Annotated in this window: 16 protein-coding genes; 6 read left to right on the forward strand and 10 right to left on the reverse strand. The window is 65.7% G+C overall.

What is annotated here, in order from left to right:
- Positions 1 to 97: 97 nt before the first annotated feature.
- Together ACLIIZ_RS06890 and ACLIIZ_RS06895 are read right to left on the reverse strand one after the other, a co-directional pair.
- Entirely contained in the window at positions 98 to 1477 is a 1380-nt protein-coding gene (locus ACLIIZ_RS06890; protein ID WP_416691373.1) for a lysozyme inhibitor LprI family protein, read from the reverse strand.
- 104 nt (positions 1478 to 1581) lie between these two features.
- Positions 1582 to 2493 (reverse strand): LysR family transcriptional regulator, encoded by a 912-nt coding sequence (locus ACLIIZ_RS06895; protein WP_416691374.1) that lies wholly within the window; start codon positions 2491 to 2493, stop codon positions 1582 to 1584.
- Between the two features lie 119 nt (positions 2494 to 2612).
- Here ACLIIZ_RS06895 and ACLIIZ_RS06900 point away from each other — a divergent pair, with 119 nt between their 5' ends.
- Genes ACLIIZ_RS06900 through ACLIIZ_RS06915 form a run of 4 tightly spaced genes read left to right on the forward strand, consistent with a single transcriptional unit; the run spans position 2613 to position 5171 of the window.
- Positions 2613 to 3263 (forward strand): tellurite resistance TerB family protein, encoded by a 651-nt coding sequence (locus tag ACLIIZ_RS06900; protein ID WP_416691375.1) that lies wholly within the window; start codon positions 2613 to 2615, stop codon positions 3261 to 3263.
- Between the two features lie 30 nt (positions 3264 to 3293).
- The gene (locus ACLIIZ_RS06905; protein ID WP_416691376.1) at positions 3294 to 4268 is read left to right on the forward strand and encodes a TerC family protein; all 975 of its coding nucleotides are present in this window, start codon (positions 3294 to 3296) and stop codon (positions 4266 to 4268) included.
- A gap of 7 nt (positions 4269 to 4275) precedes the next feature.
- Positions 4276 to 4803 (forward strand): phosphatase PAP2 family protein, encoded by a 528-nt coding sequence (locus ACLIIZ_RS06910; protein ID WP_416691377.1) that lies wholly within the window; start codon positions 4276 to 4278, stop codon positions 4801 to 4803.
- Positions 4785 to 5171, forward strand: coding sequence for a diacylglycerol kinase (locus ACLIIZ_RS06915; protein WP_416691378.1), 387 nt, complete (start codon positions 4785 to 4787; stop codon positions 5169 to 5171). Before ACLIIZ_RS06910 ends, ACLIIZ_RS06915 begins: the two co-directional genes overlap by 19 nt.
- 10 nt (positions 5172 to 5181) lie before the next feature.
- Here the strand turns inward: ACLIIZ_RS06915 and ACLIIZ_RS06920 are convergent, their stop codons facing one another.
- The 5 genes from ACLIIZ_RS06920 to ACLIIZ_RS06940 form a co-directional block, all read right to left on the reverse strand.
- The gene (locus ACLIIZ_RS06920) at positions 5182 to 5856 is read right to left on the reverse strand and encodes a hypothetical protein (protein WP_416691379.1); all 675 of its coding nucleotides are present in this window, start codon (positions 5854 to 5856) and stop codon (positions 5182 to 5184) included.
- A gap of 89 nt (positions 5857 to 5945) precedes the next feature.
- Entirely contained in the window at positions 5946 to 7307 is a 1362-nt protein-coding gene (locus tag ACLIIZ_RS06925) for a hypothetical protein (RefSeq protein WP_416691380.1), read from the reverse strand.
- Between the two features lie 120 nt (positions 7308 to 7427).
- Positions 7428 to 8555, reverse strand: a complete 1128-nt coding sequence (locus ACLIIZ_RS06930) for a polysaccharide deacetylase family protein (RefSeq protein ID WP_416691381.1) — start codon at positions 8553 to 8555, stop codon at positions 7428 to 7430.
- Positions 8556 to 8613: 58 nt separating this feature from the next.
- The gene (locus ACLIIZ_RS06935) at positions 8614 to 9801 is read right to left on the reverse strand and encodes a tetratricopeptide repeat protein (RefSeq protein WP_416691383.1); all 1188 of its coding nucleotides are present in this window, start codon (positions 9799 to 9801) and stop codon (positions 8614 to 8616) included.
- Complete coding sequence (locus ACLIIZ_RS06940) at positions 9798 to 10139, reverse strand: hypothetical protein (protein ID WP_416691385.1); 342 nt, start codon at positions 10137 to 10139, stop codon at positions 9798 to 9800. Before ACLIIZ_RS06940 ends, ACLIIZ_RS06935 begins: the two co-directional genes overlap by 4 nt.
- A gap of 12 nt (positions 10140 to 10151) precedes the next feature.
- Here ACLIIZ_RS06940 and ACLIIZ_RS06945 point away from each other — a divergent pair, with 12 nt between their 5' ends.
- Entirely contained in the window at positions 10152 to 10484 is a 333-nt protein-coding gene (locus ACLIIZ_RS06945) for a hypothetical protein (protein ID WP_416691387.1), read from the forward strand.
- 59 nt (positions 10485 to 10543) lie between these two features.
- Here the strand turns inward: ACLIIZ_RS06945 and ACLIIZ_RS06950 are convergent, their stop codons facing one another.
- The 3 genes from ACLIIZ_RS06950 to ACLIIZ_RS06960 all read right to left on the reverse strand — a co-directional run bounded on the left by ACLIIZ_RS06950 (position 10544) and on the right by ACLIIZ_RS06960 (position 14796).
- On the reverse strand, positions 10544 to 12208 hold the full coding sequence (locus ACLIIZ_RS06950; protein WP_416691388.1) for a hypothetical protein: 1665 nt from the start codon (positions 12206 to 12208) through the stop codon (positions 10544 to 10546).
- A gap of 17 nt (positions 12209 to 12225) precedes the next feature.
- Positions 12226 to 13947 carry a molecular chaperone HscC gene (locus tag ACLIIZ_RS06955; RefSeq protein ID WP_416691389.1) on the reverse strand — a complete coding sequence of 574 codons (1722 nt, stop codon included), beginning with the start codon at positions 13945 to 13947 and terminating at the stop codon, positions 12226 to 12228.
- 156 nt (positions 13948 to 14103) lie between these two features.
- Positions 14104 to 14796, reverse strand: coding sequence for a helix-turn-helix transcriptional regulator (locus tag ACLIIZ_RS06960; RefSeq protein WP_416691390.1), 693 nt, complete (start codon positions 14794 to 14796; stop codon positions 14104 to 14106).
- 150 nt (positions 14797 to 14946) lie between these two features.
- Between ACLIIZ_RS06960 and ACLIIZ_RS06965 the strand changes: the two genes are divergently transcribed.
- Entirely contained in the window at positions 14947 to 15315 is a 369-nt protein-coding gene (locus ACLIIZ_RS06965) for a VOC family protein (RefSeq protein WP_416691391.1), read from the forward strand.
- The last annotated feature ends 6 nt before the right edge of the window (positions 15316 to 15321 follow it).

Consider the following 15321-nt stretch of genomic DNA (forward strand, 5'->3'; position numbering starts at 1 on the left):
GTTCTCCTTGCGAAAACAGACAGGCTTCGGAATTTTGCTGGAAAAAGCGCACCGGCGAAACGGCAAATTGCCCTTCCGACGATTTGCCGGCACGGGCCTAACGCCCCATGTCGCCCTCCACTGGACCGAACCGGCTTTCCAGCTTGCTGACCTGACGACGGGCCCGGAGTTCGAAACTGCGCTCCTCGTCCGTCTCGGGGTGACGCGTCCACAGCGCGGCAAACAGACCGCTGTCGGCAGCGTAGTTGCCAAACCAGTCGACGACCCGGCCGAGCAGACATTCCTGGCCGATCCACACCGGCACGTCGCCGAGCATCTCATAGGTGTAATGTCCAGCGCCAAAGCCGACATATCTGTCGCGCGACGCGGGGTCGGCCCCCTCCGGGATCGGGCACAGAAGTTCATCCGGCGTCCCGGCGCCAGCGGAGTCCTGCCGGACGAAGCCGGCCAGCGCCCGCGTCAATGCCGCATGGGTTGACGCGTCGAGCGTGAAGGGCGGCCGGCCATCGCCCCTCTGCTCCGTCGGTACCGACCAATCATAGCGATAGCGCAACGTCAGCGTCGGCACCTTGCCCGGCAGGCCGAAAGGACGCAGTAGGTAAAGATCGTCCCGGCCATAGACGCTGTTGCGGTAGACAGCATAAACCCTGCCGGCCAGTCGGATCCACACGGCCTGCTGGTTGCTGCCGCGACCGTTGAGCGAATACAGGGAAGCATTGGCGGCGTGGGCACCGCTGAAGCGGTCACCCTGGCGCCGCAGGACGCTGATGTAGTTGAACAGGCCGGTGCCGCCGACATAGGAATCGACGATCAGGTCGCGTCGGCCATCGCCGTCGAGGTCGTGCAGGGTGTAACTGGCCTGACCATGCTCGCCGTCGCCATCGATCCTGGAGTTGCGCAGCGCCTGCCACTCGTCGGTCGTTACTCCGGGCGGCCGATGGCGGGGAAAGCGGGCGACCGAGTCGTCCGCCCCAGCGTCTGGCGTGTTGCTGAAGTGCGTCATTCCCTGACGGATGCGCAAGGCGTCGAGGGTCTTTTCCAAGGGGAACTCGCGATCGCTCTGCAGACGCGTTTCGACCGCCGCGCGCAAGACCTGCAGTGCCTGTCGGTCGGTCTGGTCCGGCATTGTCGTAGCGACAGTAGCCTGCCATTGCGTGGACAGAACGCCAATTCTCTCTCTGTAAAGCTGCTCCAGGCAGCTCGAGTTGCCGGCGCATTGGTCGCGGCTGAGTAGCCAGTCCTTTTGCGCCCGCCGCAAGCCGGCAGCCTGATCCGGCAAGGCGCGTTGCAGATGGGCATGGATTTCGGCGAGCGAGCCATCCAGACGCAACAACTGCTCGTCGGCGCAGATCGCGCGCTCGACAGGACTGCTGGCCTTGGCGCAGACGATGCCCGCCGCCGAGGCATTCACCGTCAGTGCCAACAGGCAGAGCGGCCAAGCGCCGACGATACCCGACCAGAACCCGATTTTCTCCATGCGCAACGCCCCGAAGAATTCATGACATCCGCAATTTAACCTCAACACCCTGACAAACCACCATTCCTCGCCCGAGAAATTCACTACCGCTGAGCGCGGGCGATTCAGCCCGCCCCGCCACCGATGAACCCGCCGCCCGCCTCGAGCACCGTCACCACTGCCGGATGCTGCAGACGGCGCTGGGTGGCGATCGCGTACCAGCTTTCGCTGACGCCCGGCAGTTCGCCGATGGGCAGGGCGCCGAACTGGACGCGGATGTCTTCCCGCAGGGCGAGCGGCGCCGGAAAGATGCCGAGGCCGGCGCGACCGAAGGTCTTGAGCAAGGCGCTGTCGGAAAACTCGCCGATCACCTGCGGGACGATGTCGTTCGCTTCCAGCCAGGCATCGATGCCGGCGCGCAGCGGATCGCCACGTACCGGCAGCAGCAGCGGCATGCCCTGCATGGCGGCCGGGAAAGCGCTGGCGTACCGGTCATGCAACTGCGGCGCCGCGTAAAGGGCAATCGCCAGATTGCCGAGCAGTTTCGACTGCAGGCGCAAATTGGCGCGTTGCGGCGCCGAACGGTCGGCGAGCATGAGGTCGAGCCGATTGACCGCAAGTTCGCCGAGCAGGTGGTCGAACTCGCCTTCGCTGCATTCCAGGCGCAGTTGCGGATGCGCGCCCAGGACGCCTTCGAGCACGCGGAAGGCGATCAGCTTGGGCACCGCGTCGGTGATGCCGACGGCGAGCCGGATGCGGCCGGCCGACGGCTCGGCCAGCGCATCGCGCAGGTGGTCGCCGAGCTGGAAGATCTGGTCGGCATGGGCGAGCGCGGTCCGCCCCGCCTCGGTCAGGGTCAGCGAACGGCCGCGCGGCGCGAGCAGAGCCTGACCGAGCTGACGTTCGAGCTGGCCGAGCTGGGTGCTGATCGCCTGCACCGACAGGCCGAGACGCTCGGCGGCGCGAGTGATGCTGCCTTCCTTGGCGACCGCCCAGAAGTAGAGCAGATGACGGAAGTTGAGATCGTCGGGCTTCATACGTTTCCATGAAACGGAAGTTGGAACACCAATATTATCCATTCATTGGAAATCGATGCGGCCGTAAATTGCGCCCATGTGCCGCGGACTTCCCGCAGCCGATACCCAGAGGAGCCCCCATGATCACCGTCGAAGATTGCAACGCCTTTTGCGATGCCCCGCTCGGCCAGGTCGAGGAAGTCGCCTGCCGCGAGGGACTGCCCCCGGTGCTGGCTTTTGCCCGCGCCCAGACGCAGGGAGGTTTCGCTGCCCCACGCCATGCAATGATGCCGTTCGAACGAAAGGAAACGATGATGATGACGATGCAGGCCCGTGCCATGTTCCCGCAGCCCAGCGAACCCCGCCACCCGCTGCGCGCCTACCCGATCAACAGTGCCTCCGCGAAGGCACGGCTGGTCGTCCTCGCCCTGCTTGCCGACGGCCGACTCGACGAATGCGAGCTGGAAGTGCTCAACCGGCGCGGTAGCTTCGCCGCGCTGGGCATCAGCCGCGAAGGCTTCGTCCAGGTCCTGCACGAGTTCTGCGCCGATGTCTCGCGGCTGGCCGGCGGTGCCGCCGACTGGCGTGTCTCGCCCGACCTGCTGGCCGGCCTGTTCGCCGAGGTGACCGAGGTGCAGGCCCGGCATGCGGTGCTCCGGCTGATCATCTCGGTGATCAGCAGCGACGGCCACCTGGCGCGGGGCGAGGAACGCCTGTTCCTTGGCGCGCTCGACGCCTGGGGTAACGGTCTGGCCGGCACCGCAGCGCGCAACGCCATCCACATCAGCTGAACAAGTTAAAGCCGAAGCATAGGAGGGATCATGGAAACCATCGGCAATGTCTGGTTATGGGCGGCTTTCGGCAGCATCGTGCTGGTCATGCTGGCCATCGACCTGTTTCTGGTCGGCGGCGGCAAACAGCACCGCGTCAGCATGCGCGAGGCCGCCACCTGGTCGGTGATCTGGGTTTCCGTGTCCTTCCTGTTCGCCGCCGGTCTGTGGTGGTATCTCGACGGCGCCGCCGGCCGCGAACTGGCCAACCAGAAGACGCTGGAATTCATCACCGGCTACCTGATCGAGAAATCGCTGGCCGTCGATAACGTCTTCGTCTGGCTGATGCTCTTCGCCTTCTTCGGCATCCCCCTAGAACTGCAGAAACGGGTGCTGATCTACGGCGTGCTGGGCGCCATCCTGATGCGTACCGGGATGATCTTCGCCGGTGCCTGGCTGATCGCCCAGTTCCACTGGATTCTCTACCTGTTCGGCGCCTTCCTGCTGGTCACCGGCATCAAGATGTGGTGGTTCGCCAACGAACAGCCGGACCTCGCCAACAACCCGCTGCTCAAGTGGCTGCGCGGCCACATGAAGATCACCGACGGCCTGCACGGCGAACGCTTCTTCGTCCACCAGGACGGCATCCGCTACGCCACGCCACTGTTCCTGGCGCTGGTGCTGGTCGAGATTTCCGACCTCATCTTCGCCGTCGATTCGATCCCGGCCATCTTCGCCATCACCGGCGACCCCTTCATCGTCCTGACCTCGAACATCTTCGCCATCCTCGGCCTGCGCGCCATGTACTTCCTGCTCGCCGACATGGCCAGCCGCTTCTCGCTGCTCAAGTATGGCCTGGCGGCGGTGCTCGTCTTCATCGGCGTCAAGATGCTGTTCATCGATATCTACCAGATTCCGATCGGCTTCTCGCTGGCCATCGTCGCCACCTTCATCGGCATCTCGATCGCCCTCTCGCTGCACAAGGAGAAGCTGCTCGCCCGCCAGGGCAGCGAGCGCGAGGGGTGAGCGGGCGATGGACGGCGCCTGGCTCTCGCTGATGCACGCCTGGCAGCACCCGCTGCTGACCAGTGCCATGAGCGCCGTCACCTGGCTCGGTTCGCTGGCCGTGCTGTTGCCGCTGGCCGCCGGCCTCGCCTGGTACGGCCCGGGGAACGGGCGGCAGCGCCTCTTCCTGCCGCTCACCGTGCTCGGCGCGGCCGGGCTGGCGCAGATACTGAAGTGGCTGATCGATCGCGAGCGCCCCGACCTCTTCCCGGCGCTGGCGGCAATGCCGGCCGACGCCAGCTTCCCGAGCGCCCATGCGATGCAGGTCACGGCCTGCGTCACCGCCTGGCTGCTGTGGCGGGAGCGGACGCAGCAGGCTGGAGCGCTGGCGATCGGGATAGCGCTGGTCGGCTTGGTCGCCGTCTCGAGGACCTACCTGCAGGTGCATTTCCTGAGCGACATCCTGGCCGGGGTCGTCCTCGGCTTCCTGTGGAGCAGCCTGTGCTACCGGCTAGCTTTCTGGCGATGGAGCGGACGATGCGACACAAATTCCTAGGCGTCGGCGAACCCGGCTATCACCCGCTGCGCAAGATCGCCACCGTCGTTTCCGGCCTGCGCTACGCGGTGCTCTACGACTGGTCGGTGGCCTACAAGCTCGCGCTGTCGGTGGTCGTCCTCGCCGGCGCCTTCGCCTTGCGAGCCTGGCTCGATTTCCTGCTGATCCTGGTGGTGACCGCCTTCGTGCTGGTTGCCGAAATCGTCAACAGCGCGATCGAAGCCCTCTGCGACTTCGTCGAGGAAAGACACAACGAGAAGATCAAGGTGATCAAGGACATCGCCGCGGCCGCGGTGGGCATCGCCATCCTGACCTGGATGATCGTCATCGGCGTGGAAATCGGCCGCTACCTCGGGGCGGGCGACTGAGCCGCCGCTCCTATTTCCCCGGCCCGCCGGCGCAGGCCGCCTGGCAGCTTTCATAGGCGCCCTGGCAGGATGGGCAATCGGCGCCGGCACAGCCGCGTTTCTGGCAGGCCCACAGCCGATCACCGCAGGCCCGCACGCAATCGTTCCAGCCCGCCTGCTGCGCCGTCGGCGCGGCGCGCGGGATGGCCAGCACGTTGCCGCGCCGCGACTGGCAGCGGCCGAGATCGAAATCGCGCGGCGGTCCAGAGAGCAACGACCATTCCTCGGGCGTGAAGGAAAGCTCGGCCTGCACGGCAGGCAACTCCCGGCGCGTCACCGCGCCGCTGGCAAGCAGCGCATCCACCGCCTTGCAGTCGGCTCGCCTGGCGCGTTCCGCTGCCAGAGCGGCCCCGGTGTCAGTCAAACCGACGCGGGCACACTCCTGCGCATAGAGGAAAAAGCGGGCGCCCTGGCTCAAGCGGGGCAACAGGTCGGGGTTGTAACGCAGGCTGGTATCGCCCGCTGCGCCCGTGGCGCGCACCAGCACCGGCAGTTGCGGGTCGCTGACCGCCTTGAGCAGCCGTCCCCGGGCATCGACGCAGCTTTCGAAGAGCGCGGCATCGCCGGTTCCGGCGGTCGCCAGTTGCCACGACACACACCAGACCGCAACGCCGGCCAGCCATTTTCCCCAATCAAGGATACGCATCGCACCACCTCCCGCTCGTCATGAGCAATACACCTTAACCGAAAGCCGGGCGCCGCGAAACCGCAGCCCGGAACGCCCTTGCCGCCGCCTCACAGCCCGATGGCCAGCGGCTGCTTGCCACGCCGTTCGGCCAGCGCGGCGTGGATCAGGCGGCGGCTGTTCTTGTCCCAGACCGGCGCCGCACCGGTGTAAGGATGGCGCAGACCGGCGGCGGCGCGGGCGATTGCCTCGTCATCGGCGGTCTGGCTGCGCAGCAGTGCGAACTGCAAGGCCACCATGGCGTGCAGGGCGAGCAGGTCGTCGCAGCGCAGGAAGAAGCTCCCGTAATCGGCCACCGCGACGCGGATCAGGATGTGGCCAACTGAGTTGCGCAGCGCGTAGGTGTCGTCGGCGGCACTTTCCTGGTCGCGGCGGACCTCGGCCAGCGCCCGCCGGTAGTCCTCGTCTGCCAACGCATCGGCGGCGAGCCAGCCCCGGTTCAATTGAAAATGCTCGTTCGCGCTCGCCCTGGGCAGATACAGGCTGCGCCCCAGCGAGTTGGCCAGCCAGCGCGGCAAGCGACTTTCGCTGCTGGCGGCCGCGAACAGGTTCTGCTCGCCCAGGTTCAGGAACAGGCTTACACCGCCGCGCAGTTCGGTCAGGAGCGCCCGCTGCATGCTCGTCGCGTCGGCGGGCAGCGGCGCCAGCAATTCGGCGACGCGCGCCTGCCGCTGCCGTGCCGCCGCCGGCGCGTGCAGCATGTACTGATTCAGCAACTGCAAATCGGTATGCAGATTTGCCAGCGCCAGCAGTTTCTCGATCAGCGTCGTCGCCCCCTGCGCCTGCCGGCGGTGAAAGGCCATCGCCCGCGCCAGCAGATCGAGCGCCGCGTCGTGGCGCCCTTCGCTGACGGCAAGGGCAAAGCGGGTTGCGCCGAGCAGCCGGTAGTGCTGCGGCGTTCGCGGGAGCGGCGAGGCATAGGAAAAATTCGGCCGCCAGGGCTCCTGGTAAGCCAGCATGGCGAGCGCGAGGTCGCCGCGCGCCAGGGTGACGCGCCCCTTGTCGAGCACGGCCCGGGCGTCGGCCGGCCATTTGGCAACCGCCGCCAGGCAGGATTCGATCTCGCGGCAGCCGAAGTCCTCGAGCCGCAAGCCGTCCTTGCGCGCTTCGGCGTCGATCGCCAGCGTCTGCGTCTCGCCGAAGGGCGCCCGATCGGCGCGCAAGGCCTCCTGGAACCAGCGATAGCCCCAGGCATGCGGCGCTTCCCGCTCCGGCCCCAAGACGCCGACCCAGGCGAAGTAGCCGTTCTCCGCCACCGGAATCTGCGGCGGCTCGGTGGCCAGCAGGGATGCCAGCGCCGGATCGAGCGCTTCGTCCTGCCGATTGGCGACAAGCAGGGCGCTCAATCCTGCGACCAGCAAGAGCAGGAGGAGGGCCATCGTGATGGCGAGAACTTTGAGGATACTTTTCATCGGGCGCGAGTACTCGGGAAAGGGCGGTCACGCCGGAAGCCCGGCATTAACGCATATGTCATCATGCCGGATGCTGACACGCCGCCCGCCGCCTGGCAATCGTCGTCGCCCCGCCCGCCTCTAATAGCGCCGGCAATCCTCCCAGGTAAGGCCGGCCCCCCGCGTCTGCGCGACGACCCAGGGAATGGCCGTGGCGGCCTTGTCATGGCTGTCGTGGAACAGGATCACGCCGCGCCGCCAGAGCAGCATCAGGGTGAGCACACGCTCGCCGGCCTGACGCGCGTCGAGGCCGCCGTTCCAGTCCTGCGAATCGATGTTCCAGAGCGCCACGGAAAGCCCGTTTTCGACGAAGAAGGGGCCACTGTCGGCGCGGCGCTGGCCGTAGGGCGGCCGGAAATGGGGGCGATAGGCCGTCCCCAACGCGTCCTGGATGAGTTTTTGCGTGTCCAGGATCGACGCCTGCCAGCCCGGCGATTTCTGGTGACTCTCGTGCGCCCAGCCGTGCAAGGCCACGCACTGGCCGGCGTACAGCGTTTCTACGGCGGGCCTGCCGTCTTTCTGCAGACGCTTCTGCAAACGCTCGCCCAGGACGAAGAACATGCCGTGCATGCCCTGTTGCGCCAGCACCGGCAACAGCGCGTCGGTCGTTCCACCGGCGGCGGTCGGGCCGTCGTCGAAGGTCCATAGAAAATGGCCGTCGGCCAGTTCCAGCCCGTTCCGCTCATGGGCACCGAAACTGTCGATCTCGCTCGACACCTTGGGAAAAAGCGCGGCCAGCCGCAACAGTTCGGCGGCGTAGCGGCGATGAAAGGCATCGGCGCCGGCAAACCAGGGACGGTAGCGGGCGGGCAGTTGCTCCGCCAGTTGCCCGCCTAGCTCGACCAGGGCGGCAGGGCTCTCCACCGGCGCACAAAAAACCTCTTCGGGCACGCAACTCTGCCGGGCGATCCGGTAATTTTCGAACAGGCGGCGCAGTACGCGCTCGCGCAGGTGCTCGACCGATCCCCGATCGACCGACTTGATGCGCAACGACGTCTTCAGTGTTGCGTCATCCCGATCGGCCAACTCGTTCAGGGCGTTGACGAAGACCAGCGCCTCGGCGCGCGAAGCGCGGTTGTAGTCTGCCACCGTGGCCACCCCGTCCGGCCACAGCGCCCGCTCGACGCGGGCAATCGACGCCGGACCAGCCGCCTGCACCGGCAGGATGGACAGGCAGAACAGCAGGCCGATCGCGAGTTCGCGTTTCATTATCGATTCCCCTTCAAAGCAGCTTCGGGAGGGGCCGGCGGCTGCCGGCCCGCAGTTCTCACTTCACCAGCCTGCCGACGCGATCGATCGCCTTGTCGTACACCGGGTTGGCCTTCTCCCGGCGCGCCGCCTGGTACTGCTGCAGGGCATCGGCGTACTGGCCGGCCGCCTCGTAGATGCGGGCGATGTTGTAATGGGCGCCGGCCCGTACCGTGGCGGCGGTCGGCCCGCTGGCCAGGGCGATCGCCTTGCGGTTGGCCCAGATCGCTTCGGCGGTATGCCCGGCCTTGCCATGCGCCAGTCCCAGGTTGCCGTAGGCCTGACCGAAGTTCGAATCGATGTCGATCGCCTGCCGGTAAAGATCGATGGCCTGCGCCAAATCGCCCGCGTGATACGCCGCCTCGCCCGCCTTGTTGAGCGCGCTAGCACGCGCGACATCACTCTCGCTCACTTGAACTGCCGCAACTTCGGTCGATGCCTTCAGGTAATTGTCCACGCTGCCGAGGACGCTCGCCGCGCTGACCGAGGTGCCGCGCATGGTGTTGATATCCTGGAACTCGCCATCGGCGGTGATCCGGAACACCGTCCACAGGTTGCCCGGTTGATTGGGCACATAGTAGCTACGGACCAGCGATTGCCCGATATAAACCAGTACCTTGGCTTGGCTCCTGGCGAGGGCGTCGGCAGCCGGGCTATGCATGTTGGTGAAATCGTGGACGGCGTAAACATACGATTCGCCAGCGTGCTTCCGGTTGATGGTGATGGTCTCCGGCCCGAAGCCATTGACGTCATCGACATCCAGATTGCCCTCGGCGCCGAGCTTCTTTTCCCAATAAATGTGATTGCCGGGAAAAGCGATGTGCGAATCGAGGTCGGCGGGTTGCGCCCCCCAGTTCAGAACGATGCGCAAACCGTCAAGACTGGTCATCACCGGACTCAGGGCGTATGTCATCCCGGCGCACGGACACTTGGCGACCAGGTTGGAGTAACCCGGCTTCTTGATGATGACCAGGCTGTCCGCGTTGTCGGCAAACTCCGTGCCGAGCGCCGCCATCCCCTGCGCATCGGTCGTCGCGGTGACGCTCCTGGCGCCGTTCTTCTGCACGATGACGGTGGCACCGGGCAGGCGCTGGTCCTTCACCACCGCGCTCAAGACCTGCACATTCACCTCGCCGGCGAAAGCCGTCGCCGCCCCCAGCGACAAACCAAGCGCCGCCAGCCCACGCAATATGCCCTTCTCTTTCATGATACTTCTCCTCGCATTTCGATCTTCACCCAGGAAAAAAACTGCTGTTGCGCCAATGTCTGGAAGATCGTCGCGATCACCGGCGGCATGCTTCGCATCGTGCCGCGCCATGCCAGGAGGAAGCCACGCCGGCGGCGGGCGACTTTCCGCCGGCGCGTGAACAGACACTCACAGCCCCCCGAAAAGCACGCCTTGCCGGGCAAATCCATTGTCATCAACCAAGCGGTCGGTATAAATTCCTCCTCCTCGCACCAGCGGCGATCGATATCGCCCGACGCAGCGCCGCCCGGAACCCCCGCATGCCGCGAACCGGATCGAGACTCTTCCACCGTGATCATCGGAAAGCCGCCATGTCGTTGAAACGCCTGCGTCCATTCCTGCTGCCACTGCTCCTGCTGGCCAGCAGCGCCGCCTTTGCCGCCCCGTTCAAGGTCTGCCCGGCCAGCGGCAAGGTGCGGCTGATCTACATCTGCGTCGGCGCCCCCAAGGATCTCGTCTATCTCGCGCCGGACGACGATTCGGGCAACTACAGCCTCGGCGGCTATTACGAGCAGGGCGAATTCATCACCATTCGCTGCGAGTTACACCGACGGCCAGGCGCGCGACGTCGAACTCAGGGAGCGCGTCGAAATCTGCCACGGTGTCGACAGCAAACGTACGGGCAGCAATCGATCTGCCAATAAAGCCCCCGGCGCAAGCGCCCGAGGGTATGAAATACCGCCCTCTGCCAGCGAACGGAGCATCACTCCTTGGCTTTGAGCTGCACGCCCGCGGGATTCAACTTGTACTTGTCGGGAGACGTATCCGCCGACCAGAAAGGCTCGATCGGCCTGAAACCCTGGGGGCTGACGGAATTGCCGTCCCCCGCCGGCGCACCGGAATACGCCGTTGCCTGGCCGGGAGGCGGCGCATCGGACACCGTTGCCAGCAGCTGGAGGTTTTTGACGGGAAGCGAATGGTCGCGCGAAACGGCTTCGATGGCTGCCACATTCCTGGCCAACTCGTGACTTGTCGCCTCCTGGATGGCAGCATCTCCTTGCAAGGGATAAGGCCACAGGCCGGCGTTGACGCAGTTGATCACTTGTCGCTCGAAGGCGGGAGGGAAACGGATTTGCGCCAGTGGCGTACCGACCATGAAGACCTTCGTCAAACGGCCGATTTCGGTACATTTCTCCCGGTTCGGCTTGCCCGTCACCAACACCTTCAGCTGCGCCTTGCCGGGAGGCTGTTCGCTACGTTCCGGCATCAGCGGATCGCTCGCCGTGAATTTGCCGGCGACCGCGGGGAGAGACGTTGCGCCCGGCGCATAGGCCCGGTAGCCGCCTCCGATGCCGTTCGCCTGTTGCTGCAGAACGCTGGACATGGCCGATGTCGAAACCGGTGGCGGCGACGAGTTATCGGCCACCATGGCAGAGAGCATGCGCACCATGACAAGCACCAGGAAAACGCTACTCCAGCGCCAGTTGATCCCCTGCCCGGCTGAAGCATAGGCAAAAGTGCTGGTTTCCCTGACCACCTTCTTGCGCTGGAACGAGAAACGGCGTTTCCACGCCGGCACCTGTTTATCCCGTTCCCGCCAACGTTGCAGGTTCTCCATGCTGGCGATCATCGGCAACCAGACGGGGAATCGGGCAATCAACCATTCCAATTGCGGCATCTTGGCGATCAATTCGCCATCGCTGGGTGGCGCCGGGTCGCGCAGGCGCGCGATCAGATCGCGCTGGAGCTTGCGCTCGCCTTCGGTTTGCTGGTCGAACACCGCCCGCTCGGTGATGGCGCGGTTCAGGGCGTTGCCCACCCAGCCGAAACGCGTCAGACGCCGCGGGTCGTCCTGCCAGCAGAAGACCCGGGAGGCGGCGACCAGCAGCGCCTCGTGGCCGGGCCGCCAGCCGGCAACCAGGACCTCGGCGACGAACCACTCGAAGATATCGCGGGCGGCAATCGACAGGAGACGTGGATCGTCGAGGCAACGCAGCAGCTTCTCCCGATGCACCTTGTCCGACGACCAGCCGCTCGCGCTGGACATTGCGGCGAGTTCCGCCATCAACTCCTCAAACACCGCCCGCGCTTCGACCTCCGGTGGGACAGCGGCCAGGTCGGCCGGCGGAAGCGTCTCTGGCATCGCCTCCGGCGCCGCTTCGGACAACGGGGGCGGCGGCGGAGACTCGGCGTCAGCCACGGCTGCCGGCGCGGGATCAAGCTGCTCGGCTGGCGGTGCCGCGTTCTGTTGCTGCTGCCAGCGACTCCATTGCAAGGCCACCTCGTAAGCCTCGCGCAAGGCCTGGAAAGCGGCGGCATCCTTCTCCTGATCGATCAGTTTGAGTTGGCGCGCATAAGCCCGACGAATGGCGCGCTCGTCGGCGGAATCGTCGACCCCCAGGTAGTCGAGGAAAGCCAGTTGCGTCATGGTTTCGACCCCGACATTCAGGGCTGGTTGGCCGGCGGGTTGATGAAGGTATCGCGTTCGACGGCGTCGAGAAGTTCCTCGAAGTTCTTCCGGTTCGCCGCGATCGAGCGGCCATCCTGGGCGGCCAGGATCTTTTCGAATTTCAGGATCTGCATCGCGAACCACTCGCGCTGTTCGCCGCGCAACTGCTGGTAGAGGCGTTCCGCCCGCGCCAGCAGCGTCCGGTGCTCGAGGCGGTCGCGCGGGTGTATCTTCAACTCGGCCAGCGCGCTCAGGCGATCGGCGATTTCCTCCTCGCTCAGCAAGCCCGGATTGCCCTCGATGACCAGAGAGAAACGCTCACCGGTTTTCAGGACGGTGGCCTCAACCTGCAGCAAGCCGTTGACGTCGTAGGTGAAGCGGACGTCGATACCGCATTCCTCGATCTTGCCGGCGGGCAGCGGAATTTTCAGCGTGCCCAGGTGAATGTTGTCCTTGACCATCCGCGCCTCGCCCTGAAAAACCTCCAGGTTCAACAGGTGCTGTCCTTCGCGGGCGGGAAAATACTGCTTCACCCGGCTGATCGGAACCGCGCAGTTCCGCTCGATCACCGGATCGAAGTGCCCGTCCGAGAACTGGTTTTCGCCGATCTGGATCGACAGCGCGATACCCAGCGAATACGGCGTCACATCGGTCATCACGACTTCGCTGAGGGCGGCGTCCTTCATCTTCAATCCTGCCTGAACGGCGGCCCCCAGCGCGACGACCTCGTCCGGGTTGATCTCGCTGGCGGGAAAGCGCCCGAACATGCGGGCGACCAGGCGACGCACCACCGGCATGCGCGTCGCCCCGCCGGCGAGAACGATGTTGTCGAGTTCGTTGCTGCGCAGGTTGGCATCGCGCAAGGCGCGTTCCACCGGCGTCCGCAGACGGCCGAGCAAGGGGGCGCAAAGCCTTTCGAGCATGGGCTCGTCGAGCGGTAGCGAATGGTCCTGACCGTCATGGTGCACGCGTACCGTGGCCTTTGCGGATTCGCTGAGCTGGCGCTTGGCGATTTCGACCTGCGCCGCCAGGCGCTGCATGAACTCCCGGTTCTGTTTCAATTTGGCCGACAGTTTGTTGTGCTCGAAGAAGTGATCAACCAGGCAGCTGACGAAATCCTCGCCGCCCAGCCAGTTGTCGCCGGCCGAAGCGCGCACCTCCATGACGCCCTCGAAGAGGTCGAGCACGGAGACGTCGAAGGTGCCGCCGCCGAGATCGAATACCAGGAAACGCGACTCGCCGTCCCGGTTGTGGATGCCGTAGGCAAGGGCCGCGCCGGTCGGCTCGTTGAGCAGGCGCTCGACGCGCAGGCCCGCCAGCTCGCCGGCGACACGGGTCGCCTTGCGCTGGGCGTCGGAAAAATAGGCAGGTACGGTGATGATCGCCTCGCTGACTGGCTGGCCGAGATCGGCCTCGGCGTCCTCGCGCAGCGAGCGCAGGACCAACGCCGACAGTTCCTCGGCCCGGAAATCGCGCTTGCCAAGCCGGATCTGCTTGTTGCTGCCCATGTGGCGCTTGAAGGCGCTCGCCGTCAGTTCCGGGTGGGTCTGCAGGCGCTCGCGGGCGGCACGACCGACCAGGATCGTCCCGTCCTCGTCGAGGCTGACACAGGATGGCGTCAGTACCTCGCCGAGACTGTTCTTTATCAGGCGCGGCCCGTTTCCTTCCCAGACCGCGATCAGGCTGTTGGTCGTCCCCAGATCAATGCCAACTATCATTAACCGCCCCCACGCATGAAATCGGGATAATGCTACCGTGAGTGGCGCGCCCCCGTCCATGACGGGACGATACTTGGGCGTGTGGCGTCGGCAAGGCGGCTTCAGCGCTACCGGTGGCAAGCAACCCGGAAGGACAGCGCCCGCCTTGTCGGAGCGCTACTTCGCCGCTTCCCTGGCGTTCTGCAGATACGTCTCCCACAGGTGCCCGTAGCGATCGTCGAAGCTTTCTACGAGCAGTTCGGCGGCGCCGATCCGGTCGACGCGGAAGGTACGGAAGCTGTCGCGCAGTTCGCACCAGGCGCCGAGGGTCCAGCAGTGGCCCCAGAAGACGAGGCCGAGCGGCCAGAGCGTGCGTGCGGAGGTTTCGCCGTCGCCGCGCCGGTAGGCAACGCGGACTTTGCGCCCGCCCTCCATGCCGGCGCGCAAGACCGCCATCGGTTCGCGCAGCGCCGCCGGCAACAGGCAATCGAGGGCGAGAAAACGGCGGCGGCTGGCTTCCAGTTTTTCTTCCAGATGGCGCGGCAATACCGCGTCGATGCGCGCCAGCGCCTGTTCCGCCGCCTTGCCCAGCGCGCTGTCGCCCCAGGCGCGGACCAGCTTGGCGCCAATCGCCAGGGCTTCCAGTTCGTCGCCGGCAAACATCAGCGGCGGCACCTGGTAACCCCGGCGCAGACGGTAGCCGACGCCGGCTTCGCCGTCGATCGGGGCGCCGCTCTTCACCAGGTCGGCAATGTCGCGATAGATCGTGCGCTCGGACACTTCCAGCGCCTGGGCCAAGGCGGCGGCGGTGACGACGCGGCCGTGGCGCAGCAGCAAGATAATCTGGAAGAGGCGATCGGCGGGGCGCATGGGGCTAGTCCGGAACGGGAGAATTTTCAGGATAGCACGCGCTTTTTCCCGGCCAGGCCGAGCCTCCTGACACCCTGTTGTCAGGAGCCCGGTTCGAGAATGGCGGCCAGCAACGACAGCCCGTCGCTGCATTTCAGCGGAGAAAACCTCATGCAAACCCCCATCGCCTGGTTCGAAATCCCCACGACCGATCTGGAGCGCGCCATCGCCTTCTACGAAAACGTCTTCGCCGTCACCCTGCGCCGCGAGAACTGCGGCGGCGGCGAGATGGCCATCTTCCCCTACGAATGCCCGGCGCCCGGCGGCGCGTTGGTGGCGATGCCGCAGTTGCAGCCGCGCGACAACGGCACGCTGGTCTATCTCCACGGCGGCGACGACCTCGCCGTACCGCTTGCCCGTGCGCTTGCAGCGGGCGCCAAGCTCATCATGGCGAAGACCGACCTCGGCAACAACGTCGGCCATATCGCGCTGTTCGCCGACAGCGAAGGCAATACGGTCGGCCTGTACTCGCCGGGCTGAGGCAAA

Origin of the sequence: Azonexus caeni, from assembly GCF_048146105.1 — a bacterium.
Taxonomy (GTDB): domain Bacteria; phylum Pseudomonadota; class Gammaproteobacteria; order Burkholderiales; family Rhodocyclaceae; genus Azonexus; species Azonexus aromaticus_B.